General features: G+C 53.4%; 22 protein-coding genes and 1 other RNA gene. 9 read left to right on the top strand and 14 right to left on the bottom strand.

Annotation, left to right across the window (positions count from 1 at the left end; all coding sequences use genetic code 11):
• Positions 1-76 precede the first annotated feature (76 nt).
• Positions 77-2,041 carry a cation:proton antiporter domain-containing protein gene (locus tag DPRO_RS06080; RefSeq protein WP_097011249.1) on the top strand — a complete coding sequence of 655 codons (1,965 nt, stop codon included), beginning with the start codon at positions 77-79 and terminating at the stop codon, positions 2,039-2,041.
• Positions 2,042-2,111: 70 nt separating this feature from the next.
• Here DPRO_RS06080 and ffs read toward each other — a convergent pair.
• Positions 2,112-2,205: signal recognition particle sRNA small type (gene ffs / locus DPRO_RS06075), an RNA gene on the bottom strand.
• 115 nt (positions 2,206-2,320) lie between these two features.
• Between ffs and DPRO_RS06070 the strand changes: the two genes are divergently transcribed.
• Together DPRO_RS06070 and DPRO_RS06065 are read left to right on the top strand one after the other, a co-directional pair.
• Positions 2,321-3,247 (top strand): bile acid:sodium symporter family protein, encoded by a 927-nt coding sequence (locus tag DPRO_RS06070; protein WP_097011248.1) that lies wholly within the window; start codon positions 2,321-2,323, stop codon positions 3,245-3,247.
• A 126-nt stretch (positions 3,248-3,373) separates the two neighbouring features.
• Positions 3,374-4,123: a DUF4198 domain-containing protein gene (locus DPRO_RS06065; protein WP_097011247.1), complete on the top strand. Its 750-nt coding sequence runs from the start codon at positions 3,374-3,376 to the stop codon at positions 4,121-4,123.
• Positions 4,124-4,156: 33 nt separating this feature from the next.
• Here the strand turns inward: DPRO_RS06065 and DPRO_RS06060 are convergent, their stop codons facing one another.
• The gene (locus DPRO_RS06060; protein ID WP_097011246.1) at positions 4,157-4,600 is read right to left on the bottom strand and encodes a hypothetical protein; all 444 of its coding nucleotides are present in this window, start codon (positions 4,598-4,600) and stop codon (positions 4,157-4,159) included.
• Between the two features lie 294 nt (positions 4,601-4,894).
• Between DPRO_RS06060 and DPRO_RS06055 the strand changes: the two genes are divergently transcribed.
• From DPRO_RS06055 to DPRO_RS06040, 4 genes are all read left to right on the top strand, one after another.
• Complete coding sequence (locus tag DPRO_RS06055; protein WP_097011245.1) at positions 4,895-6,127, top strand: OmpP1/FadL family transporter; 1,233 nt, start codon at positions 4,895-4,897, stop codon at positions 6,125-6,127.
• 153 nt (positions 6,128-6,280) lie between these two features.
• A complete protein-coding gene (locus tag DPRO_RS06050) occupies positions 6,281-7,018 on the top strand; it encodes an energy-coupling factor ABC transporter ATP-binding protein (protein ID WP_097011244.1) in 738 nt (245 codons plus the stop codon).
• Positions 7,018-7,728, top strand: coding sequence for a CbiQ family ECF transporter T component (locus tag DPRO_RS06045; protein WP_097011243.1), 711 nt, complete (start codon positions 7,018-7,020; stop codon positions 7,726-7,728). Before DPRO_RS06050 ends, DPRO_RS06045 begins: the two co-directional genes overlap by 1 nt.
• Before the next feature lie 52 nt (positions 7,729-7,780).
• Positions 7,781-8,641 carry a rhodanese-like domain-containing protein gene (locus DPRO_RS06040; protein WP_232005719.1) on the top strand — a complete coding sequence of 287 codons (861 nt, stop codon included), beginning with the start codon at positions 7,781-7,783 and terminating at the stop codon, positions 8,639-8,641.
• Here DPRO_RS06040 and DPRO_RS06035 read toward each other — a convergent pair.
• From DPRO_RS06035 to thrC, 3 genes are read right to left on the bottom strand one after another with little or no spacing between them, the layout of a single operon-like run.
• Complete coding sequence (locus DPRO_RS06035) at positions 8,638-9,525, bottom strand: DMT family transporter (protein ID WP_097011241.1); 888 nt, start codon at positions 9,523-9,525, stop codon at positions 8,638-8,640. The two genes, DPRO_RS06040 and DPRO_RS06035, sit on opposite strands and share 4 nt — an antisense overlap.
• 3 nt (positions 9,526-9,528) lie before the next feature.
• Positions 9,529-10,278, bottom strand: a complete 750-nt coding sequence (locus tag DPRO_RS06030) for a TlyA family RNA methyltransferase (protein WP_097011240.1) — start codon at positions 10,276-10,278, stop codon at positions 9,529-9,531.
• Between the two features lie 12 nt (positions 10,279-10,290).
• Positions 10,291-11,739: a threonine synthase gene (gene thrC, locus DPRO_RS06025; RefSeq protein WP_097011239.1), complete on the bottom strand. Its 1,449-nt coding sequence runs from the start codon at positions 11,737-11,739 to the stop codon at positions 10,291-10,293.
• Between the two features lie 165 nt (positions 11,740-11,904).
• On the opposite strand from thrC, the gene DPRO_RS06020 reads away from it, so the two are divergent.
• Complete coding sequence (locus DPRO_RS06020; protein ID WP_097011238.1) at positions 11,905-12,798, top strand: patatin-like phospholipase family protein; 894 nt, start codon at positions 11,905-11,907, stop codon at positions 12,796-12,798.
• Here DPRO_RS06020 and DPRO_RS06015 read toward each other — a convergent pair.
• Positions 12,795-13,646 (bottom strand): LysR family transcriptional regulator, encoded by an 852-nt coding sequence (locus DPRO_RS06015; protein ID WP_232005718.1) that lies wholly within the window; start codon positions 13,644-13,646, stop codon positions 12,795-12,797. The genes DPRO_RS06020 and DPRO_RS06015 overlap by 4 nt on opposite strands.
• Before the next feature lie 106 nt (positions 13,647-13,752).
• On the opposite strand from DPRO_RS06015, the gene DPRO_RS06010 reads away from it, so the two are divergent.
• The gene (locus DPRO_RS06010) at positions 13,753-14,094 is read left to right on the top strand and encodes a carboxymuconolactone decarboxylase family protein (RefSeq protein ID WP_097011236.1); all 342 of its coding nucleotides are present in this window, start codon (positions 13,753-13,755) and stop codon (positions 14,092-14,094) included.
• A 60-nt stretch (positions 14,095-14,154) separates the two neighbouring features.
• On the opposite strand, the gene DPRO_RS06005 is transcribed toward DPRO_RS06010, so the two are convergent.
• From DPRO_RS06005 to hisD, 8 genes are all read right to left on the bottom strand, one after another.
• On the bottom strand, positions 14,155-14,661 hold the full coding sequence (locus tag DPRO_RS06005; RefSeq protein WP_232005717.1) for a DUF456 domain-containing protein: 507 nt from the start codon (positions 14,659-14,661) through the stop codon (positions 14,155-14,157).
• Between the two features lie 2 nt (positions 14,662-14,663).
• Positions 14,664-15,950, bottom strand: a complete 1,287-nt coding sequence (locus tag DPRO_RS06000; RefSeq protein WP_097011235.1) for a phenylacetate--CoA ligase family protein — start codon at positions 15,948-15,950, stop codon at positions 14,664-14,666.
• Between the two features lie 129 nt (positions 15,951-16,079).
• Complete coding sequence (dnaB, locus tag DPRO_RS05995; RefSeq protein ID WP_173806841.1) at positions 16,080-17,510, bottom strand: replicative DNA helicase; 1,431 nt, start codon at positions 17,508-17,510, stop codon at positions 16,080-16,082.
• Positions 17,488-18,033 (bottom strand): 50S ribosomal protein L9, encoded by a 546-nt coding sequence (rplI, locus tag DPRO_RS05990; RefSeq protein WP_097011233.1) that lies wholly within the window; start codon positions 18,031-18,033, stop codon positions 17,488-17,490. The genes dnaB and rplI overlap by 23 nt, the downstream gene beginning before the upstream one ends.
• Positions 18,034-18,046: 13 nt before the next feature.
• Positions 18,047-18,310: a 30S ribosomal protein S18 gene (gene rpsR, locus DPRO_RS05985; protein WP_097011232.1), complete on the bottom strand. Its 264-nt coding sequence runs from the start codon at positions 18,308-18,310 to the stop codon at positions 18,047-18,049.
• An 11-nt stretch (positions 18,311-18,321) separates the two neighbouring features.
• Positions 18,322-18,612 carry a 30S ribosomal protein S6 gene (rpsF, locus tag DPRO_RS05980; protein ID WP_097011231.1) on the bottom strand — a complete coding sequence of 97 codons (291 nt, stop codon included), beginning with the start codon at positions 18,610-18,612 and terminating at the stop codon, positions 18,322-18,324.
• Positions 18,613-18,888: 276 nt separating this feature from the next.
• The gene (locus DPRO_RS05975; protein ID WP_097011230.1) at positions 18,889-19,785 is read right to left on the bottom strand and encodes a phosphoribosylaminoimidazolesuccinocarboxamide synthase; all 897 of its coding nucleotides are present in this window, start codon (positions 19,783-19,785) and stop codon (positions 18,889-18,891) included.
• Between the two features lie 62 nt (positions 19,786-19,847).
• Complete coding sequence (hisD, locus tag DPRO_RS05970; protein WP_097011229.1) at positions 19,848-21,152, bottom strand: histidinol dehydrogenase; 1,305 nt, start codon at positions 21,150-21,152, stop codon at positions 19,848-19,850.
• Between the last annotated feature and the right edge of the window lie 119 nt (positions 21,153-21,271).

Genomic DNA, 21,271 nt, shown 5'->3' with positions numbered 1-21,271 from the left:
TCAAGTGCTTTGTAGGGAACGCATTTAACGGCAGGGGGCGGGAATGACCCCAGACCTCTGAAACCAAGGGACCATCATGGGTATTGCAACCGATATCATCCTCATAGTCGTCTTCGCTTTTTTTGCCGGCCTGCTTGTGCAGCGGTTGGGACAGCCGCTCATCCTCGGGTATATTCTGGCCGGTGTTCTGCTTGGACCGCATACCGGCGGATATACGGTAGCAGGAGTTCATGAAATTGAACTGTTGGCCGAGATCGGTATCGCCTTGCTGCTCTTTGCCCTGGGCTTGGAGTTTTCGCTCAAGGACTTGAAACCGGTCAAAAAGATTGCGCTGATAGGTACCCCGTTACAGATGTTGCTGACCATACTACTAGGGTATGGGGCCGGACAACTCATGGGGCTGGATTGGAAATCGTCCATCTGGCTCGGGGCGCTCCTCTCCTTTTCAAGCACCATGGTCATCCTCAAAACCCTGATGAATCAGGGGTGGATGGGCACGCTTTCGAGCAAGGTCATGATCGGCATGCTCATCGTTCAGGACCTGGCCGTGGTTCCGCTGATGATTGCGCTGCCGGAATTGAACGACCCGGTTGTCGGACTGCCCAAGCTGGGCTTTGCCGCACTCAAGGCAGTGGGCTTCCTGACTGCCATGATCGTCCTTGGGACGCGACTTCTGCCGTGGATCATGACGCGCATTGCGCGGTTCGGGTCCCGTGAGCTCTTCCTGCTCGCCATTGTCGCCATTGGATTGGGTGTGGGCTATCTGACCTACCTTGTCGGCCTCTCTTTCGCATTTGGTGCGTTTGTGGCCGGTATGGTGCTCAGTGAGTCCGACTACGGCCATCAGGCGCTCAATGATATCATCCCCTTGCGCGATATCTTCGGCCTGCTGTTCTTCTCCTCGGTCGGCATGTTGTTTGATCCGCGATTCCTCGTGGACAACTTCTCCAACGTTCTGTGGCTGCTGCTGATCGTCTGCGTGGGCAAGGGAGTCATCTTTGCCGTGGTCTCCGCTTTCTTCAAGTACCGGAACGTCGTCCCGCTGGCCGTTGGTCTGGGCTTGTTTCAGGTGGGTGAATTCGCCTTTGTTCTGGCCCGAATGGGTGTCTCTACCGGCTCGATTTCCAATGATCTGTATTCGCTGGTCCTGACGGTTGCCATTCTCTCCATGGCATTGACGCCGATCATTTCCGGGCAGACAGCACGACTGTATCGACTCAGACGGCGTCTGTTCGTGCACGAAAAGCTTGAATCGACCAACATCCCCGATGAAGGACTGGGCGAGCATGTCGTCATCCTTGGAGGCGGACAGATAGGGGTACAGGTAGGGCAGATCATGAAGCGACTTGGAAAACCGCATGTGATTGTCGAATATGATCAGCGACGTTTCGAGCAGGCCAAGTCTTCCGGGTTGACTGTTATATATGGTGACGCCGGTCAGGAGATCGTGCTGGAGGCAGCCGGGATTCACTCGGCAGCGCTCGTCGTAGTGGCGATACCCGATTATGTCACGACACGATCCATAATCAAGCTGGTCAGGAAAATGAATGAGAGTCTGAAAATCGTGGCCCGGTCATCGTGTTATGAAGAGTTCAAGACCATGAAGGAACTGGGTGTTTCCGATGCCGTGCTGCCCGAGCTGGAGGGAAGCCTCGAAATAGCGCGCCAGTCACTTATCAACCTGGATATGTCGGCCATGGAAGTGCAGCGTCATATCGAGAATGTGCGCCAGGAGTTGTACTCAGTTCTGTGCGACGAGAATAACGAATGTCGGGAGCTTTCACAGCTTCGTAGTGCCGAGCGTCAGTTCGACTTGCAGTGGGTGACGCTGGCTGCAGATAGCCCGCTGGTTAATCGTTCGATAGGAGAAAGCAATGTCCGTATGATTACGGGTGCTTCCATCGTGGGTGTTGTCCGAAACGGCGAGCTGCGGACCAATCCCGATGCCAATTACAATTTGATGGCAGGGGATTATATCGCGATTATTGGCGGGGATGACGAGCGTGTGTCGTTTTGCCGAATGGCTGAACAGGCAGCGTGAGTGACTGCGAGGCCTTGCTGAGTGTTTGTCTCGAAAGCAATAAAAAAGGCGCGTTCCGTAGAACGCGCCTTTGAGTGGAAACCGGACACCCGATAGCAACCGATACCGCTGCTTCCTCTCGGACCTGACGGGGTTTTCGACGCTACCGCCGCCCGGCTTCCCTCCAAATGAGAAGATTGTTCCTACAGCTTTCGTTCGACTTCGTCAACCTTCCGGTGCAGATAGTTTCAGCCGAGATCATCATTGACATGCACACGGTTTTAATACACCCAATGCGGCATGCAAATTGACGCGATCCCCCGGTTCATCGAAAAACAGTTTCTTTTGATCACGATACTCCTTTGCTCTGTGGCATTGGCGTATCCGCCATCCTTTACATGGATCAAGCCCCACATCCCGCTTGGACTGGGCGTGATCATGTTCGGCATGGGATTGACACTTGAGTTCGGTGATTTCAGGGAGATACTGCGCAAATGGCCCGTCGTGCTGCTCGGTATGGCCGTGCAATACATAGTGATGCCGTTGGCGGCCGTGGCCATATCATTTGTCTTTGGGCTGCCGCCGGCCGTGCTGATCGGCATGGTTGTGGTGGGGGCTTGCCCCGGAGGGACTGCGTCCAATGTTATCGCTTATCTTGCCAAGGCCAATGTTCCGCTTTCGGTCACGCTGACGCTTGCTTCAACCTGTGTCGCCCCGGTCTTGACTCCCGCCATCATATATATGGTGCTCGAAAAACAGATTCACATCGACTTTTGGGGCATGGTTGAGTCCGTATTCTGGATCGTCGTGTTTCCATTGGTGGACGGGCTTATACTTCGTCGTCTGCTGCGGCGTAAACTCGATCCGTTAATCCGCTTCTTCCCCTCGGTATCCATTATTGTGATTGCGCTGCTCATAGCCTGCATCATCGGGTTGAATCAGCAAACCCTGCTGGCTTTCCCGCTGCTCGTGCTGCTTGCCGTCGCTGTACACAATGCTATCGGCCTCGCGTCGGGGTACGGGCTCGCTCGTCTGGCTCGTTGTTCCAAGCAGGATGCACGCACCATTGCCATTGAAGTGGGAATGCAGAACTCCGGTCTTGGTGTGGCCCTTGCCGTCAAGTACTTCGGCGCTGCCTCAGCCCTTCCCGGCGCCTTGTTTTCGCTCTGGCACAATATATCCGGTGTCTCTCTCGCCAGGCGATGGTCCAAGCCGGACAATCAGTAAATCCTATTGCATAGGTGTGCTATAAAATCGTATTCTCTGCTTGACATGTGTTACGATTTTCTTTCTAGTATGCATCAATCGTGTTAGAAAATGAAATTTGTGACTGTTCAAGTGAGTGAGGTACGTATGACTGGCAAGCGGATTCTGATGGCTTTGATCATGGTTCTGACACTGGGTGCAGGTACAGCCTGGGCGCATTTTGGCATGTTGATTCCCGACACGGATGGCATGGATCAGGACAAGCGTTCTGTTAACATGACTCTTTCTTTTTCTCATCCTTTCGAGATGGTCGGAATGGAGTTGGAGAAGCCGGCCGAATTTTTTGTGGTCGCCAACAATGAAGATAAAACCGACCTTCTGGGCACGCTCAAGCAGACCAAAGTCATGGGACACACCGCATGGGAAACCTCTTTCACACCTCGCAGTCCCGGCCTTTACACATTCGTGTTTGATCCGGTTCCGTACAAGGAAGATGCCGAAAATAATTACATTCGTCACATCACCAAAGTCGTGATCGATGGTTTCGGTGAAGGCGAAAACTGGAATCAGCCCCTTGGCCTCAAGACGGAAATCGTCCCTCTGACGCGTCCTTTTGGCAACTATGCGGGCAACGTCTTTCAGGGGATCGTCATGCTGGATGGCAAGCCTGCCCCGTATACTCGTGTGGAAGTCGAATACTATAATGAGAAAGGTGATAAGCAGGCCCCGGCCGATCGCATGATCACACAGGAAGTGATTGCTGACGGTAACGGCGTATTCACTTTTGTCTGTCCCTGGAAAGGGTGGTGGGGATTTGCCGGTCTTAATGCCGACAGTGAGCCTTATAATGGCCGTGAACTGGAACTCGGCGCGGTTATTTGGGTGAAAATGCAGTAACCATTTAGGTAGAATGACTTATGAAGCCCCATGTTAGCGCGGGGCTTTTTTTGTGGGCTTTTTTCGATTGGCCTGCATCATTTCGAGTATGGGGGTGATGAATTCATCGGGGAATGCGCCGGCCATGGCGCCGATGAATGCGCCCGTCATGGACCCGATGACAAGGTTGGCCCCGTCCGCGCTGTTTGCTGTCTGGATGATTGTCCCCAGAAGCGTGCCGAGGAAAGCGCCCATCATCCATCCATCATTGTTAATGCCCCGGTAGGGTGGCTTGCCGGACCATGTGCGAAATAAATCCTTTAAAAAGAATCCGGTAAAAGCACCCAAAAAGGCACTGACAAGTGTGAGCATCATGCCCGGAAACGCGGTGTGCAGGGTGAACCCGTAGCGGATGCTTCCCTCAATGATACCGGCAATTCCCCCTACAGCGAGTATTCCGTGGAAATTCTTTTCTTTTATGTCGAGTCGCGGCAGCATTTGTCCCCCTTGGATACAAGGAAAAATATTCCCATGGCGTAATGATTTGCCAGAAGTGTGCCGTTCAAACGCCGGATTCAAACAAGTGGTTTAAACCGCTGTTTTAACATTCTTTTTGTATGTTACCATATTTACACAATGTCATCTTTTGGTTATAGGTTCGGCGTTTGTGCAATTTTAACGTTAAACCTCGGTGCCGCCAGGACGGATGCATGTCTGTCGACTATCTGGGAGTGTCGGCGTCACTGAACAGACCATTGTCGCATTACGAGCGGCAATCGCCAAGGGGGAAGGATGAAACGTGCATCCGTTCTAGTTTACTGTAGTCTTTTTATTTGCCTGCTGGCTTCTACGGCCCATGCAGGCGGCTTCGCTCTCTATGAGTGGGGTTCTCGCGCCATTGGTATGGGTACAGCGAATATCGCCACCGGTACCGATGCTTCGGTTGTTGCATACAACCCGGCCCTTATGACCCAGTTCGATAGCGCACAGGTCATGACTGGTGTGGCGGCTATTACTCCGCAGATCGATGTCAACATCACCGATAATGGTGGTGGTCTTGGCGCTGTAGGTAACAATACCACAGAAAGCCAGACATTCATGGTTCCTCATGCCTACTATGTGCAGCCCCTCACCGATCGTGTCACCGCCGGTGTCGGCGTGTTCACCCGTTATGGTCTGGGCATGCGTTACGATGATGATTGGGGCGGACGTTATCTTTTGCAGGAAGTGCTTCTTGAGTCCTACTCCATGAACCCGAGCCTCGCGTTCAAAGTAAATGACAACTTTTCTTTCGCTTTCGGCGTTGAAGTCATGCAGGGCTCCATGAAATTGGACCGTGCTATTCCAGTACCTTTTCCCGCATACTCGACAGCTTCTATTGAAGTTGAAGGTACTTCTGTCGGTGGTAACATCGCCCTTGATTACAAGTTCAATGATCAGTGGAATGTCGGTTTCCAGTATCGCACTCCCACCGACTTTGCCGGGTATGGCGATGTGAACAATGACTATATTGGAAGTGACCACGTAAAAGTTTCCGCTACCTTCCCGTCCAGCTACAATCTTGGTCTTGGCTACCGTCCGACCGAAGATCTGACTTTTGAGTTTTCTGTGATCCACACCCGTTGGGAATACTTCGACAAAATGAAGTATAACTATGGTGGTGACAATCCGAATTACGAAGATAGCGAGACCGATTTCTACTACAAGAATACCTGGCGTTTTCAGCTTGGTGCCGAGTACTGGCTGACCGACATGTTTGCTCTTCGCGGTGGTTACGTCTACGACCAGACCCCGACCCGTCACGAGCATGCTTCCGTCATGCTGCCAGCCAACGACAGAAATCTGTTCTCCCTTGGCCTTGGCTTCAAGGGTGATCACTGGTTTGTTGATGCGGCCGGTATGTACATCGTCACTAAAGAGCGTCACGGAATTACCTACGAAGCTTCTGACACAGCCACATACAGCTATGATTTCAAGAACGGCTCCACCACCATCTTCAGTCTTTCCGGCGGATACCAGTTCTAGTTTGTTGCACATATGATGACAAAGCCCCTGCTTCGGCAGGGGCTTTTTTTATGGCGAACTCTTTGTGGGAGACTATCATTGCCTGGTCTGGTGTGTTGACAGTTAGTCGGCCTGTGATGGAAAGTGGTGGAGTTGCCAACATAAGGAATACTCATGATAAGGCTTACAAACGTCGATTACACATACCCCAGCGGTGGAACGGTTCTGTCCGACATTTCGATGCACGTGGAACGTGGCAAACTTATCGGGCTGGTCGGAGCTAACGGTAGCGGCAAATCTACGCTGCTCTCGCTCGTGTCTGGATTGTTCTCTCCGGAGAGCGGGACGATTCAAGTTGGTGGCGTAATGAGCCCGGGATACGAGAAGCGTATTCGCTCGATCTGTCGCATGGTCATGCAGGATGCCGACTTGCAGATACTTGGAGCAACTGTCGAAGAGGATCTGCTGCTTGGTCGGACACGGAATGCGGATGCAGAGAGTCTGGCCCGCTCGATGGCTACACGATTTGACTTGATCGAGGCATGGGAACGCCCTGTCCAGACTTTGTCATGGGGAATGAAGCGAAAAGTTTGCCTTGCCGCGGCATTGCTTGACGATCCCGAAGTCCTTTTGCTTGATGAACCGTTCAGCGGGCTGGATTATTCGGGCATGCGGGAAATGCGGGCCATGATAGTCGAAAACAAAAAGGCTGGCCTGACGCAAATGATTTCATCGCACGATTTGGAATGTCTGGTCGATCTCGTCGATGAACTCGCTGTACTGGATCACGGACGCCTAGTCGCTTCCGGGCCACCTGAGCAGGTCCTTGATCGTGTCCGTGAGCATGGTGTGCGCCCGCCCAGCTCTTGGAGCGCCGGGCTGGGGATCGTACCATGGGATGGCGGTAAGTGATGCTACAGCGTGTGGCAGCTTCAGCACGAGCGCTTGATCCCCGTTTGAAAATGGGAGCGGCTTTGGTGCTTGGTCCACTCCTGTGGGCAATGCACCCGCTGGCTGTGGGCAGTTGGGGAGCTGTCTTGCTGCCGGTGGTGTGGGCGCTTTCTCTGGCTCAGCCTCTTGGCAGGAAAATGATATTTAGTTTGTTCGGTTTTGTTGTTTTCTGGTGCGGCATGAAGTTCCTGCTCGATGCCATGACCGGATTACCAATTGGAACTGTGGTCGCTGACTCTCTATTGCTTGGTGTACGCCTTTCGGCGCTGTTGTTATTGGGACTCTCACTCGCCTTATCCACATCGGCTCGTTCATTGGGGCTTGCTGTCTCATGGGCTCTTCGCCCCTTTCTGGGCAGGGAGCGGGCATGGAAAGTTGCCCTTTCTCTTGCTCTCATGGTTCATTTCCTTCCGCTTTGTCTTTCCACTATGAATCAGGTCAAACAGACGCTGTCGGTTCGTTGTCCTGATTGTGGGTTTTTCCGGAAAATGGTGCTGATCCCCCAGGCGGTGCTCCGTGCACTGGGGCAGAAAACATGGAATCAGACCCTTGCAGTCGCTTGTCGTGGTTTGGAAAATGGTGATGCTTGGCAGCCTGATTTCGCATGGAATAGGCAGGACACTGTCGCGGTAGTAGTCGTTTCTTTCGCTTTGGTTTTGTCTTCGCTCTAATAATACTCCAAGATATTGACGCAGAATTGTCTCCTGTCGTAGGATACATCTTTTGAAACCAGTAATTCTTGAGGTGTGCATGTCCAGTTCGGTGCAGATGATGAACAGTGACGAGGCTCGTCAGTTTGTAAATGACAACAAGCCCGATTCATTCACTTTGCTTGATGTCCGGCAGGACTGGGAATATGAGGAGTTCCATCTCCCCGGTGCGCGGCACATACCTCTGCCTGAATTGCCGGATCGGATGAATGAGATTGAATCGGACAAGCCTGTCCTTGTTTACTGTGCGGTTGGCGGACGATCCATGGCTGCGGCGTCGCTTCTGGAAGGACAGGACTACCCGAAGGTCATCAATCTGGTCGATGGTGCCATGGGATGGAATGGTGATGTTGCATTCGGACCTATGGAACTGGGCATGATCGAGTTTGACGGCAAGGAAACGCCGGTCGAGATGGTCCTGAAATCCTATGCCATGGAACACGCTCTACAACAGTTCTATCTGGACGAGAAGTCAAAGGCTCAGTCGAAGGATCGTATTGAGCTGTTCGACGAACTGGCCGGTTTCGAGGATAAACACAAAGACACCCTGTATACGCTCTACAAACGACTTGTTGAGGGCGGCGCACCACGCGAGCCGTTTGAAGAACAGGCGCTCAAGACCATTGGCGAAGCGGCCGAGGGTGGGGTTGTCATTCAGGAATTCATCGACGAGTACGCCGGAGCATTTGATACAGAGGAAGGGGTGCTTCAGGTCGCTGCCATGATTGAGGCCCAGGCGCTTGATTATTATCTGCGGTGCGCAGCCCGTGCGCAGGACAGCAAGACCAAAGACATATTGCAGTTGCTCGCGAGAGAGGAACGCGCTCACCTCAAGTTGCTGGGGCGCTTCATGGACAAGCGTTCTAAAGATTAAGCTGCGGCTTTGAGTCTTCTGCTGACGATAAGGGCGCGAATGTTGGGGATGACGATGCCAACAACGATCAGCAGACATCCGCCTACTTGCAGTAGTACGACGTTTTCCTCCAGAAAAAAGGCGGCGCCCAGCAGGGTGACGATTGGTTCAATGGAGGAAAATATGCAAGCGTACGCGCTACCGACTTTTTCAATGGCCATATAAAGAAACGTCACTGCTATGGCGCCCGGGATAACCCCCAGCGACAGGGCGATGGTCATGGTATGCCAATTGTGGTCAAACCACGCAGAAGGGTTGCCGGAAATCGAAAATGAGATGGAAGCGAACAGCATTACGTAAAAAGTTGCTGTGAGTGGACGTATCCCTTTGAGAAGTACCTGCACCAGTATGAGGTAGCAGGAGAAAAACGCCATGGCTCCAATGGCATAGAGCATACCGGTGCCATCCACAGCCTTGAGAAATGCGTCGTAAAAGACGAGACAGCAGCCGATCATCACCAGTCCCAGCGATGAGCCGAGCACACGGTCTATGGTCATTTTCAGCAGGATGGCCGAGAGGATTGCCACGGTGACCGGGTGCACATACAGCACCAGTGCCGCAGTGGAAGCGGGGATGGTCGCCAGGGCATTGACGAAACAACTGGTTTGCAGCCAGTAGACCACCATCCCGATGAAAGCACACCCGAAAAGTCCTCGCCCGGGGATTCTCAACAGGGAACGATCCTTGATCAGCAACACGGCCAAAAGGATCATGCTACCAATGCCGAACCGGTACTGCATCATTTCGCTGCCGGTCAGGCCTGCCTGATAGCCGACTTTGACCAATATCGCCAACACGCCAAAGGCTGTGGCCGAAATGACAGCATAGATGAGTCCCTGCAGCATGGTTTACAGCAGGCGTTTCATGTAGGCCAGATATTCCTGGTTGCCCTTGGGCCCCAATATCTTCGAAGGGACGACCCCCTCGATGATAAGGTCCAACTCTTCTCGGCAGAAGTTGGTAACGATATCGATGGCCTGTTGGCGCAGGGCGTCATCGCGAACAACGCCCTTGTCTGTCAGTCCGGGACCAAGTTCAAATTGCGGCTTGATCAGGACAACCAATTCGCCCCCAGGCCTCAGAAACTGCATGCATGCCGGGAGAATCTTGGTCAGGGAGATGAACGATACGTCAGCCACAACCACATCCACGGTTTCGGGGATCAGGTCCGGTTCGGCGTGACGAACATTGGTTCGTTCCAGGTTGATGACCCGCTCGTCCTGACGGAGCTTCTCATGAAGCTGCCCATACCCGACATCAGCGGCATAGACGCGCAGGGCGCCGTGCTGCAACATGCAGTCGGTAAAGCCGCCGGTGGATGCCCCGGCATCAAGTGCGACCTTGCCCTCAAAGTCCACGCCGAACGTTTCGATGGCGGTCAGGATTTTGTAAGCACCACGGGAAACGAAACGATCATCCCCAGGGACCACAAACTCCGTATCGCCAGGAAACTGCTGGCCCGGTTTGGAGACAGGCGTCTTCTGGCCCTTGTCCATATAGTGGACTTTTCCAGCCATGATCAGTCGCTTGGCTTTCTCCCGGCTTTCAACCAGACCAGCCGCTGCCAGTAATTGATCGGCACGCTGCTTTTTCGACACCGACACTCCCACCTACTTCTTTTCAAGGCCCAGCTTGGCCACGACGTTTTCAGCGGTGGTGCGGGTGTATTCATCGGCGGATAAAGACTGTTTCTCTTCCGGCGTAATAACCAATTCCGGCTTGTTGGCAAGCGCCATGTCCGGGGTCACTTCAAATTCAGCCGGGAAGGAATTGTCAAAGTACATGGTCTGGAAATCCACGAACTTGAGCTGGTGGGCCGTGGAGTCGAGTACACACATTTCATTGTCGGAAACAAGACCCAGTTCCTTGGCGCGCTTGGCTCCGGCAAAGGTCTCGCCGCCCTGAGTACAGGCGATATGGCCGTTCATGTTGGCCTGAATCATGGAGTCCATGATCTGCTGCTCGGTGACCTGCAGAACCTGGAATGCTCCCTTGCCGCCGATGGCTTCGAACTTCTCGGCAAAGTGACGTACGCGTGGGAATGAGACCGGATTACCGATCATGGCGGCCTGAGCAACCGAGGCAGTGACTTCTACCGGCTCGTATTGACGCTCCTTGGGATCGTCGACGGCGTAGTAGCGGTAGACCGGATCGGCATGATGGGACTGAACGCCGAAAATACGGGGCAGCTCATGGATGATTCCCAACTCGTGGAGCTTCAGGAAACCGGCCATGATGGCGGTGATGTTACCGGCATTGCCGATTGGAACGAAAATACATTTGTCCTTGAGGTCCCAGTCAAACCACTGGGCGCACTCAAATGCGTAGGATTCCTGGCCGAGGATGCGCCATGCATTCTTGGAGTTGAGCAGGGCCACGCGGTAGTTGTCTGCGAGGTGTTCAACAACCTTCATGCAGTCATCAAATACACCTGGAACTTCCAGCACGATCGCGCCGGAGCCAAGGGGCTGGGCGAGCTGGGCCGGGGTGACCTTGCCATGGGGCAGAATAACAACGGACTTGATGGCACCGCCCACATAGGAGGCATACAGGGCAGCAGCGGCAGAAGTGTCGCCGGTGGATGCACAGACCGTCAGAATCTGATCCCAGCCGTGTTTGCGGATAAGAGCATTGAGATAGGAGAAGCCGCACGCCATGCCGCGATCCTTGAAGGATGCAGACGGATTCTGTCCGTCGTTTTTATAGGCGGTGCAGAGGCCAGTGGCTGCATTGAGGCTGGGGCTGGATTCAACGATGGGCGTATTGCCTTCACCAAGGTACACGATATCCTCTTCATCTAACACAGGAGCCATCAGCTCGTAGAAGCGGAAGATACCGCGCAGGGCGGTTTTCTTCGAGGCGGCGCGGGCATCGAAAATGCTTCGCCACTCCTGGCCGGTGGTTTGCTTCAACTCATCGAAGGCGAGGTTTTCGAGCAAAAATACTCCACCGCATTCAGGGCAGGTGTAGTACAGTTCGTCGGTTGGGTAGCGCTTGCCACAGCCAAGGCAGAAATATTCCATGCGACCGCGATAGGTCGGAAAAAAGTCGGCAGTCATTGTTGCTTCCAGGTCTTATGGTTCGTTATCGAAAAGTCTTGCAAACAGGGGTCTCAGGTTCGCCCAAATTTTTACGGGGTGCAAGTCAAAATGTCACCTTGATTCCCATTGACCTTCCGTAGATGCAGCGTGCTATAGTGAGAAAAAGTTCATAAGGAATAAGGGATGGATACAAAAAAAACGGTTTCACTGGTTTTAGGTAGCGGCGGTGCTCGCGGTCTGGCTCATATAGGTATTATTCGCTGGCTTGAAGATAACGGGTACGACATTGTCTCCATCTCCGGGTGTTCCATGGGTGCTTTGGTGGGCGGCATACACGCCAGCGGCAAGCTGGACGAGTATGAAAAGTGGGCCTGCAGCATATCCAAAAGCGACATGATTGCGTTGATGGATCTTTCCATCGGCACGGACGGGTTGATCAAAGGGGATCGGATCATCAATACGCTCAAGAATCTCGTGGGAGAGAGTCAGATTGAGGATCTGCCCATAGAATTTACCGCTGTGGCTGCGAATATCACCCGGCGCAAGGAGGTTTGGTTTAACAAAGGGTCGCTTTTCGACGCGATCAAAGCCTCTATCTCACTGCCGCTTTTCTTCAAACCATTCCCGCATAACGGCGATGACCTGATTGATGGCGGCATCTTGAATCCGGTCCCCATTGCACCGACATTCAGCGATCAGACCGACTACACCGTGGCCGTCAACCTCTGCGCACCGCACAAAAAAGGTGCAGCCATTGGTAATGGAAAAAAAGTCGTAAAAACTGAGAACGGGTCCATTATTTCCAAAACCATCGGTGATTTCATTGGGAACATGACCGATAAATTGACCCAAAACCGCATGGATATCCGAGCCTATGAGATTTTGTACAAGTCGTTCGATGCCATGCAGGGAACCATTGCCCGACAGAAAATTGCTGCCTATCCACCGGACTGTGTTGTGGAAATACCGGCAAACCTGTGCTCGATGATGGACTTTGACAAAGCTTCGTTGCTGATCGAGTACGGGTACCGAAAGGCGTCCGACGTTCTCCCCGGGGCGCTGGAAAAGAAAGACTAGGTTCGTAAATTAAGTTCGTTACCGATGAACGAGTGGAAGGATTGCGCAGTCTCGTTAGTGCGGTCTGCTGCCAGATGCAGGCCGATAGCCACCGGGGCGATGGGGGGAAGTCCTTCTGCTCCGGTGGTATGACGGCAGCCGGCCACTCGACTTGAACGCTTCACCGGAGCGATTGCCAATCCTGCTCGTACTGCAGCCAATACTCCTGCCATACTGGGGCTACTGTATGCGATTCGATATGGAATCCCGGCGTTTTCCAGTGCGGTGAGGCAGTTGTGACGATACAGGCAGCCTTCATGGAACAGTGCCAGTGGCAACGGTGATTCATCAAGAGGCCCGCCGTGATCTGCTACAAGCCACGCCAGATCAAGCTGGTGCAGGTACGAGCCTTCACCGTTCTCTTCGGTGGTCAGCATGACATCCAGCTTGCCACAATCAAACCGCTTCCTGAGCCTCGGGCTTGTGTCACAATATACTTCCACGGTGACCATGGGATGGACCGCTGCAAAGCGTTTCAGCGCCTGTGGCAAGTATTGAGCTGCGTAATCTTCGGGTGCCCCGAAACGGACGACCCCGTCCAGTCGTGGACCGGAAACAGCGGCCAGCGCTTCATCGTGTAACGACAATAGACGCTTGGCGTACCGGTAGAGTGTCTCGCCTTCTCCGGTCAGTGCCACGCCACGCCCTTCCCGGGTGAAGAGAGTACGTTCCAGTTCTCCTTCCAATCGTTTCATCTGCATACTGACGGCTGATTGCGTTCTGTGAACGAGTGAAGCTGCCTGAGTGAAACTGCCGCTATCTGCGGCTGCCACGAATGTCCGAAGTTGATCCGGTGTTAATTGCATCATGTCGTAGGCATGAGTCATGCTTATATGTTATATCAAAATCATTTGATTGTCGAATGTCTCGCCCTGGACCATGATGTTGAAAACACGAACAAAGGAGATTCATGTCATGGAAAAACAGTTGGAAATCAAATCGATGATCAGTGGTAACTGGGCGGAGTATCGACGTTTAATGCCCGAAGTCGGAGCGTTGCACGAACCGTTGACTGAAGAGGTGTACAAGGACGGTGTTATCAGCGGTAAGAACAAGCGACTCATGGCACTGGTAGGTGGTCTGGTGCACGGCTGCCGTGGGTGCATTCTTTCCCAGACTGAGTATGCATTGCAACTCGGGGCAACGTCCGAGGAATTGCTCGAAGCATGCGCGGTTGCAGTCTCACTTGGCGGTACAATGGCCGCTGCAGAAAGTACGAGAGTCGTGGCATATCTTACGGAAAAGGAACTGCTGTAATGAAGAACGCCCCGAAACAATTGTCTCGGGGCGTTTTATTTAAAGTGTATGAGTGTGGGCTTACGGCCATATTCTTGGCATCGACATGACCACGATCACTGCACCTATGGCTATCTTCATGGTAAAGCCCAGAGCTTTACCGACGAATGCGCCTTTGGCAGCACGCATGGCTTCCGGGCGTGTGCGGCCGGGCATTTCTGCCAGCAGGCAACCAGCGTAGGCACCGCCGAGTGCTCCCAGAAGAGCGCCAAGGCCAAAGAAGAACGGAGCGCCGAAAATTGCACCGGCAATGGCACCGATGATGCCTCCTACGTTCCCGCGATTGGATGCACCGTATCGTCCGGCATAGCGTGCCTGTAGAAAGAATTCCATGACTTCGGCCAGCGTTGCCATGATTGTAAGGACCAGGATGAACGTCCAGGTCATGGAGAGCGGGTAGGCTATCTTCCATAGGACGACCAGCCCAAGCGCAACCCAGTTGGCAGGCATGGAAAAGAGTTGCAGTACTTGCGACAGACAAAGCCCCAGAATGAGGAGCACTGCCCACAAATAGACAAGATACTCCACGCTTATTTCTCCCGCTTGTCGACAACGCGCACGGCCTTGCCTTCTCCCTTGGGGATGGAGTCGTGCTGACACAGCTCTACGCGAGGAGTGATCAGAATCTCGTTGCAGAGATTCTTGGCGATCTTTTTCTGCAATCCCTGGAGTGCGCGCATGTCTTCGACAAAGAACTGATCCTTGACTTCAACCTTGACCTTCAGCTGATCGGTAATGCCTTCGGTCACCAGCTCGATCAAATAGTTCTGGCCGACTTCAGGCATGGCCATGAGGCATTGCTCAATCTGCATCGGGTAAATGTTCACACCCTTGAGAATCATCATGTCATCGGCGCGACCTGCAATGCGGTCGATGCGACGATGGGTGCGTCCACATTCACACTGACCGGGGATGAACCGAGTCAGATCGCGGGTACGGTATCGGATTATGGGCATGCCTTCGCGGGTCAGCGTCGTCATGACCAGTTCGCCGATTTCCCCTTCCTTGACGTGTTCGCCGGTGGTTGGGTCGATGATCTCGGCGATGTAGGCGTCTTCCCAGACGTGCATGCCGTTTTGGTGCACACATTCAAAGGCAACGCCGGGGCCGTTCATCTCTGAAAGACCGTAGGAGTTGTATGCCTTGATGTGCATCATTTCTTCAATTTTGCGGCGGGCTTCCTCGGTGTGAGGCTCCGCACCGATCAGTGCGATTTTCCACGGCATATCAGCGGTATCGAACCCGGCTTCTTCAACCTTTTGCGCGAAATAGAGAGCAAAAGACGGAATGATATGCAGAACGCTGACATTGAAGTCGCGAATCAGCTTGATCTGGCGCTTGGTATTACCGGCACCGGCTGGGACCGTGAGCATTCCCAGTCGCTCAGAGCCGTAATGGATACCCAGGCCACCGGTGAAAAGACCGTAGCCGGACATATTTTGCAGAACATCCGACTTGCGGCAGCCACATGCGTACATGCAGCGAGCCATCAGATCAGCCCAGGTGTCGAGATCCTTTTGCGTATAGAAAACTGCTGTCGGGGTACCGGTGGTACCGGACGACGCGTGCAGCCGAACAAATTCATCCTTTGAGCGGGTGAGCATGCCATACGGATACTGGCTGCGCAGATCGTCCTTGGTCGTAAACGGCAGTTTGGTGATATCTGCCGCCGACTGGAGGTCCTCCGGATTGATTCCGGCCAACTGTTCCTTGTAAAACGGCGCATTCTTGGCGTTTTCAAGGGTCGATTTCAGGCGCTCAAGCTGAAGTGATTCCAGGCTGGCGCGATCCATGTTTTCTGCTTTATCGTAGTACATGACAGCTCGGTGCTAAAGGTTAGAAGCGGTGGAACACACCATTTACTTCTTCCGACTGAAAAATTCAAACCTTTGTATGGAATAGTACTGATCGAAAGGAAAGGGTGATGTCGTGCGGGCGTCTGGAAGTTACATGCCCTCGGGCAATTCGGACGGATACGGCGTGACATCCATGTTTTCGAAAAGGGTGAATTCCTTCTTGAAAAAGAGCTCGCACTTGCCGACCGGGCCGTTACGCTGTTTGGCGATGATGATTTCCGCATGGTTCTTGAGCGGATTGTCTTCGGCTTTGTTGTAGGCGGCATCACGATACAGGAATATGATGATATCAGCATCCTGCTCGATGGCGCCTGACTCACGAAGGTCAGACATCATCGGGCGCTTGTCGGTACGTTCTTCAACCTTACGGTTGAGCTGCGAAAGGGCGATGACCGGTACGTTCAGTTCCTTGGCAAGGGCCTTGAGCGATCGGGAAATTTCGGAAATTTCCTGTTCGCGTGAATCGACACGACCGGAAGCACGCATGAGCTGCAAATAGTCAATGATGATCAGACCGAGATTGTGTTCGGCTTTGAGGCGTCGACAGCGTGCCTGGAGTTCCAAGGTGGAAAGTGCAGGTGTATCATCAATGAAAATAGGTGCTTGCGAAAGGACGTCGCCTGCCTGATACAGCTTTTGCCAGTCAGAGTCTTCGAGATACCCGGTACGGAGGTTCTGCAGGCCGACATGTGCCTGTACCGCCAGCAGACGAGTCATGAGCTGTTCCATGCTCATCTCAAGAGAGAATACAACGGTTGGTGCTTCAGAGCGGACTGCTGCACGAAGAGCGACGTTCAGTGCGAACGCGGTCTTACCCATGGAAGGACGACCGGCCATGATGATGAGGTCGGAGTTCTGCAAACCGGCAGTCATGTTGTCGAAGTCGTGGTAGTGCGTGGCAATACCGGTGATGGATGACTTCTGCTCGTACTTTTTCGTCAGGTCTTCAAAGACGCGGTCCAGTAGGCGCTTGGAGTCCAACTGGTTGGCTGCGGTCTTGGCCTGCGCAATATTGAAAATTTCTTTTTCCGACTCACCAAGTAGTTGGTCCACATCGGCAGCTTCATAGCAGTTCGTGATGATGCTTGAAGACGCATCGATCAGCTTGCGCAGGATGGACTTATCGCGAACGATCTTGGCATGGTGGAGGCTGTTGGCAGAGCTGACAACGGAATCGGCCAATTCGAAGAGATAAACAGGGCCGCCAATAGTTTCAAGGGTACCGTTGGTCTCAAGCAGGTCTTTGACCGTAACGAGATCGATGGGCTTTTGACTGTTGTACAGATCAATGAACGCCTGAAAAATGGAGCGATGGGCCGGCGAATAGAAGTCGTCAGGATTCACCAGATCCACGAGTTCGTGGAACATGGTGTTCGATTGGAATACGGAGCCGATAACGGCTTGTTCCGCTTCCAGATTCTGGGGGGGGACTTTACGTAAGAGAGCGGAAGAGGCCCTTTCAAGGGCCTCTTCCGGATTAGAGGCGTATGGGCCTGATTTAGGCCTCTGCTGCTTCGGCATCTGCGGCATCTACGGATTCCGTGACGGCTTCAGCTTCAACAGTCTCTTCTTCAACGACAACCTCTTCTTCGACAGGACCGCCGTGGCGGACAACATTCAGCTTCAGCTCGGCACGTACGTCCGGGTGCAGCTTGATTTCGATGTCGAATTCGCCCAGGGAGCGAATGGGGTCGCCGAGAATGATCTTGCGACGATCAATGTTAACACCAGCGGCTTCCATTGCATCACCAATGTTGGCGGTGGTAACGGAACCGTAGAGTTTGTCGCCTTCACCGACGCGAACTTCGATCTCAACCGGAGTGGCTGCGATCTTTTCAGCCAGACCTTCGGCCTGGGCGCGCAGGGAATCAGCCTGCTCCTGAAGTTTGCGGCGTTCGAGTTCGAAGGCCTTAAGGTTAGCTTTGGTGGCGGGTTTGGCCATTCCCTGAGGAATCAGGAAGTTGCGACCATAGCCGGGCTTGACGGTAACGATGTCTCCGAGTCGACCCAAAGAGTCAACATCAGCGCGAAGGATAAGTTTCATTTGGTCTCCTCCCTTACATGGAGCTACGCTTTTTCACATCAGTGCTGTGAACGGTGGTGTAGAAAAGGAGGGCCATCTGACGAGCGCGTTTGATTTCGTTGGTCAGGCTACGCTGGTGCTTAGCACAGGTGCCGGTGATACGACGGGCAATGATCTTGCCGCGTTCGGTAACGAAGTCGCGCAGGATGTCCGGGCGCTTGTAATCCATGGGGAGTTCTTTGTCCGCACAGAAGCGGCAGAACTTCTTCCGAGGGGTGAATTTTTTGCGAAATGCCATGGTAGGACCTCCTAGGCAGCCAGTTTGACGGTCATGAACTTGAAGATGCCGTCGGTGAAGCGGATGTTGCGTTCCAGCTCAGCCACCAGCGCACCGGGGGCATCGTAGACCAGACGGACGTAGTAACCGCGGGTCTGTTTCTGGACCGGGTAGGCCAGCAGGCGCATGCCCCAATCATCGGTCTCAACCATTTTGCCGCCTTCACGTTCCACGATGCTGGTGAGGTTATCCAGGATTTCCTTCCTGTTTTCCTCAGCCAACTCTGGAGACAGAAGAACGAGCGTCTCGTAATTGTTAACCATTTTTAAATCTCCTTTTGGTCATTGGCCCTTCCCCCGCATAGGGGAGAGCAAGGCAAGAGAGCTTTATTAGATGGAATAGATGCACCTGTCAAGTCGGGCATCCGCTCTCTTGGTCAACTATTTATCTTGATCACTTTTTTCTTTCGACGTCCAGTCGCATCTGCTGGAGGGGCCTCAACCGCCTCCGTTGCCGAATTTGCGACGGATCATATTCCCGACGACAACGCCGAGAATAATCAGTCCGATGAGTTGTAACCACTCCAGCATGGTGCCTCCTTAAACTTCCAGTTCGCTACCGGTCAGCAACTTGTATGCTTCCAGGTACTTGGCGCGAGTCTGTTCAGCGATGTTTTCCGGTACGTTCGGTGCCGGCGGCTGTTTGTTGAAGCCGATTTCGACGAGCCAGTCGCGGAAGTACTGCTTGTCGAAGCTGGGCTGAGACTGGCCTGGGGCGTATCCTTCCATGGGCCAGAAGCGGGAAGAATCAGGTGTCAGGACTTCGTCGATGAGGATCAACTCGTCACCGAGCATACCGAATTCGAACTTGGTATCCGCGATGAGGATGCCTCGTTCCTTGGCGTAGTCGCGAGCACGGATGTAAATATCAAGAGCCAGCTTCTCTACCTTGCGCATCATCTCTTCACCGATGAGATCGGCGGCTGCATCAAGAGTGATGTTCTCGTCGTGATCGCCGATATCGGCTTTGGTGGACGGTGTGAAAAGCGGCTTTTCCAGCATTTCGGATTCCTGCAGGTTGGCCGGGAGCTTGTGTCCGCACACTTCACCTGTCTTCTGGTAATCCTTCCAGCCGGAACCGGTGATGAATCCGCGCACGATGCATTCGATGGGCAGGGGCTTTGCCTTTTTGACGAGGACAGAGCGATCCTGCAACTGCTCTTTGTATTTGTGCAGCGGCTCTGGGTAGTCATCCACATTGGTGGCAAGGATGTGGTTGGGGGTCAGGTCCTTGATCATATCCATCCAGAACAGGGTGATCTGGTTGAGGACTTTGCCCTTGTCCTTGATCGGGTCAGGCATGACCACATCAAAAGCGGAAATGCGATCAGTCGTGACCAGAAGCAACGTCGTGTCATCAATTTCGTAGATGTCGCGAACTTTGCCCTTTGAGACCAGAGGGTACTCGGTGATGTTTGTTTCAAGTACGGCTGTCATGTTTCTCTCTCCATTATGATAGGTGCTTATATAATGATATATCCCGGCTCGGCCGGTGAAAACTATTTGTTACGGCACTCCACGCTGCGAGCGTGGGCCTCCAATCCTTCCAGTCTGGCCAGTCTGGCTATCTTGTCCCCGTGCTTTGCCACATAGCCTGGCGTTGTTGCGATCACGCTCGACTTCTTGCAGAAGTTCTGGACGGACAAGGCGGATGAGAAACGGACAGTGCGCAGGGTCGGCAGAACGTGGTTGGGACCGGCGAAGTAGTCGCCCACCGGTTCGGGGGAAGTGTGGCCCATGAAGATCGCGCCGGCATGTCGGATGCCGCCGAGGATGGCCCACGGATCGTCCACTGCCAACTCAAGGTGCTCTGCTGCCAGGTTGTTGATTATTTCAACACCCATCTCTGTGCTTGGTACCGTGATGATGGCTCCCCACTCCTCAAGAGATTTAGCGGCAATTTCACCACGCGGAAGAGCTGCACACTGAGACTTCAGTTCCTTGGCGACTTCGGTGGCGAGATTTGTATCAGGTGTCACGAGAAGGGAAGCGGCAAGGGGATCGTGCTCTGCCTGTGAAAGCATGTCGGCAGCAATCCACTTTGGATTGGCGCTTTCATCGGCAAGGATGGCTATTTCGCTCGGACCAGCAACCATGTCGATACCAATCTGTCCGATCAGTTGTGCCTTGGCAGTTGCAACAAAAATATTACCTGGCCCGGCCAGTACGTCACAGGGCTGAATGGTTTCGGTGCCGTAGGCAAGAGCGGCGATGGCCCATGCTGAACCGGCGAGGTAGAGTTCGTCCAGTCCCAAGAGAGCTGCTGTGGCAAGTATGTAAGGATTCAGCGTGCCATCGGCTCGCGGCGGGGACGTCACAGCAATGGACTCAACCCCGGCGACCTGTGCCGGAATGGCGTTCATGATCAGGCTTGAGATGAGCGGTGTTTCGCCACCCTGACCACCAGGAACATAGAGTCCAACACGATCAACCGGGCGAACCATCTGGCCGAGAATGGTGCCGTCATCACTGGTGGTCCACCAGGATTTCTCTTTCTGGTTGGCATGGAATGTACGAATGCGATCAATTGCCTCTTCGAGGATGGCAACATCGGACTGAGGAATCGCTTCAAGGGCAGCGGAGATGGCCTCGGTAGGGACTTTCAAGCGATCAGCCGTGAAAGATTCACAGTCAAATTTGCAGGTGTATTCGGCGATGGCACTATCGCCGTTCAGTCGGACATTTTCCAGTATGTCGCGGACGATGCCGTCGACCTTGGTGTCCGGATCTTTTCGTTTTTCCAGCCAATCGGCTATGGGAGCCCAGTCAGCCGATGTGTCGTATGTCAGTTTTCTGCAGGGCATGATGACCTCGATTCAGCCTTTTCGGATAGGTGGTATTACGGGGGCAGCCGCCTGATCCCCGAGGGGGATGTGTATATATGAGAGTGGTTCAAAAGTCGAGAAAATGAGGAGGCAAAGAA

Origin of the sequence: Pseudodesulfovibrio profundus, assembly GCF_900217235.1 — a bacterium.
Lineage (GTDB): Bacteria > Desulfobacterota > Desulfovibrionia > Desulfovibrionales > Desulfovibrionaceae > Pseudodesulfovibrio > Pseudodesulfovibrio profundus.
Note: the sequence above shows the minus strand (reverse complement) of the source record. Positions and strands in the feature narration are given on the sequence as shown.

What these genes read in the sequence shown, in the direction of transcription:
- DPRO_RS06080 (WP_097011249.1), top strand. Translation starts at nt 77, where the DNA reads ATGGGTATTGCAACCGATATCATCCTCATAGTCGTCTTCGCTTTTTTT.
- DPRO_RS06070 (WP_097011248.1), top strand. Translation starts at nt 2,321, where the DNA reads ATGCAAATTGACGCGATCCCCCGGTTCATCGAAAAACAGTTTCTTTTG.
- DPRO_RS06065 (WP_097011247.1), top strand. Translation starts at nt 3,374, where the DNA reads ATGACTGGCAAGCGGATTCTGATGGCTTTGATCATGGTTCTGACACTG.
- DPRO_RS06060 (WP_097011246.1), bottom strand. Translation starts at nt 4,600, where the DNA reads ATGCTGCCGCGACTCGACATAAAAGAAAAGAATTTCCACGGAATACTC.
- DPRO_RS06055 (WP_097011245.1), top strand. Translation starts at nt 4,895, where the DNA reads ATGAAACGTGCATCCGTTCTAGTTTACTGTAGTCTTTTTATTTGCCTG.
- DPRO_RS06050 (WP_097011244.1), top strand. Translation starts at nt 6,281, where the DNA reads ATGATAAGGCTTACAAACGTCGATTACACATACCCCAGCGGTGGAACG.
- DPRO_RS06045 (WP_097011243.1), top strand. Translation starts at nt 7,018, where the DNA reads ATGCTACAGCGTGTGGCAGCTTCAGCACGAGCGCTTGATCCCCGTTTG.
- DPRO_RS06035 (WP_097011241.1), bottom strand. Translation starts at nt 9,525, where the DNA reads ATGCTGCAGGGACTCATCTATGCTGTCATTTCGGCCACAGCCTTTGGC.
- thrC (WP_097011239.1), bottom strand. Translation starts at nt 11,739, where the DNA reads ATGACTGCCGACTTTTTTCCGACCTATCGCGGTCGCATGGAATATTTC.
- DPRO_RS06020 (WP_097011238.1), top strand. Translation starts at nt 11,905, where the DNA reads ATGGATACAAAAAAAACGGTTTCACTGGTTTTAGGTAGCGGCGGTGCT.
- DPRO_RS06015 (WP_232005718.1), bottom strand. Translation starts at nt 13,646, where the DNA reads ATGATGCAATTAACACCGGATCAACTTCGGACATTCGTGGCAGCCGCA.
- DPRO_RS06010 (WP_097011236.1), top strand. Translation starts at nt 13,753, where the DNA reads ATGGAAAAACAGTTGGAAATCAAATCGATGATCAGTGGTAACTGGGCG.
- DPRO_RS06000 (WP_097011235.1), bottom strand. Translation starts at nt 15,950, where the DNA reads ATGTACTACGATAAAGCAGAAAACATGGATCGCGCCAGCCTGGAATCA.
- dnaB (WP_173806841.1), bottom strand. Translation starts at nt 17,510, where the DNA reads ATGCCGAAGCAGCAGAGGCCTAAATCAGGCCCATACGCCTCTAATCCG.
- rplI (WP_097011233.1), bottom strand. Translation starts at nt 18,033, where the DNA reads ATGAAACTTATCCTTCGCGCTGATGTTGACTCTTTGGGTCGACTCGGA.
- rpsR (WP_097011232.1), bottom strand. Translation starts at nt 18,310, where the DNA reads ATGGCATTTCGCAAAAAATTCACCCCTCGGAAGAAGTTCTGCCGCTTC.
- rpsF (WP_097011231.1), bottom strand. Translation starts at nt 18,612, where the DNA reads ATGGTTAACAATTACGAGACGCTCGTTCTTCTGTCTCCAGAGTTGGCT.
- DPRO_RS05975 (WP_097011230.1), bottom strand. Translation starts at nt 19,785, where the DNA reads ATGACAGCCGTACTTGAAACAAACATCACCGAGTACCCTCTGGTCTCA.
- hisD (WP_097011229.1), bottom strand. Translation starts at nt 21,152, where the DNA reads ATGCCCTGCAGAAAACTGACATACGACACATCGGCTGACTGGGCTCCC.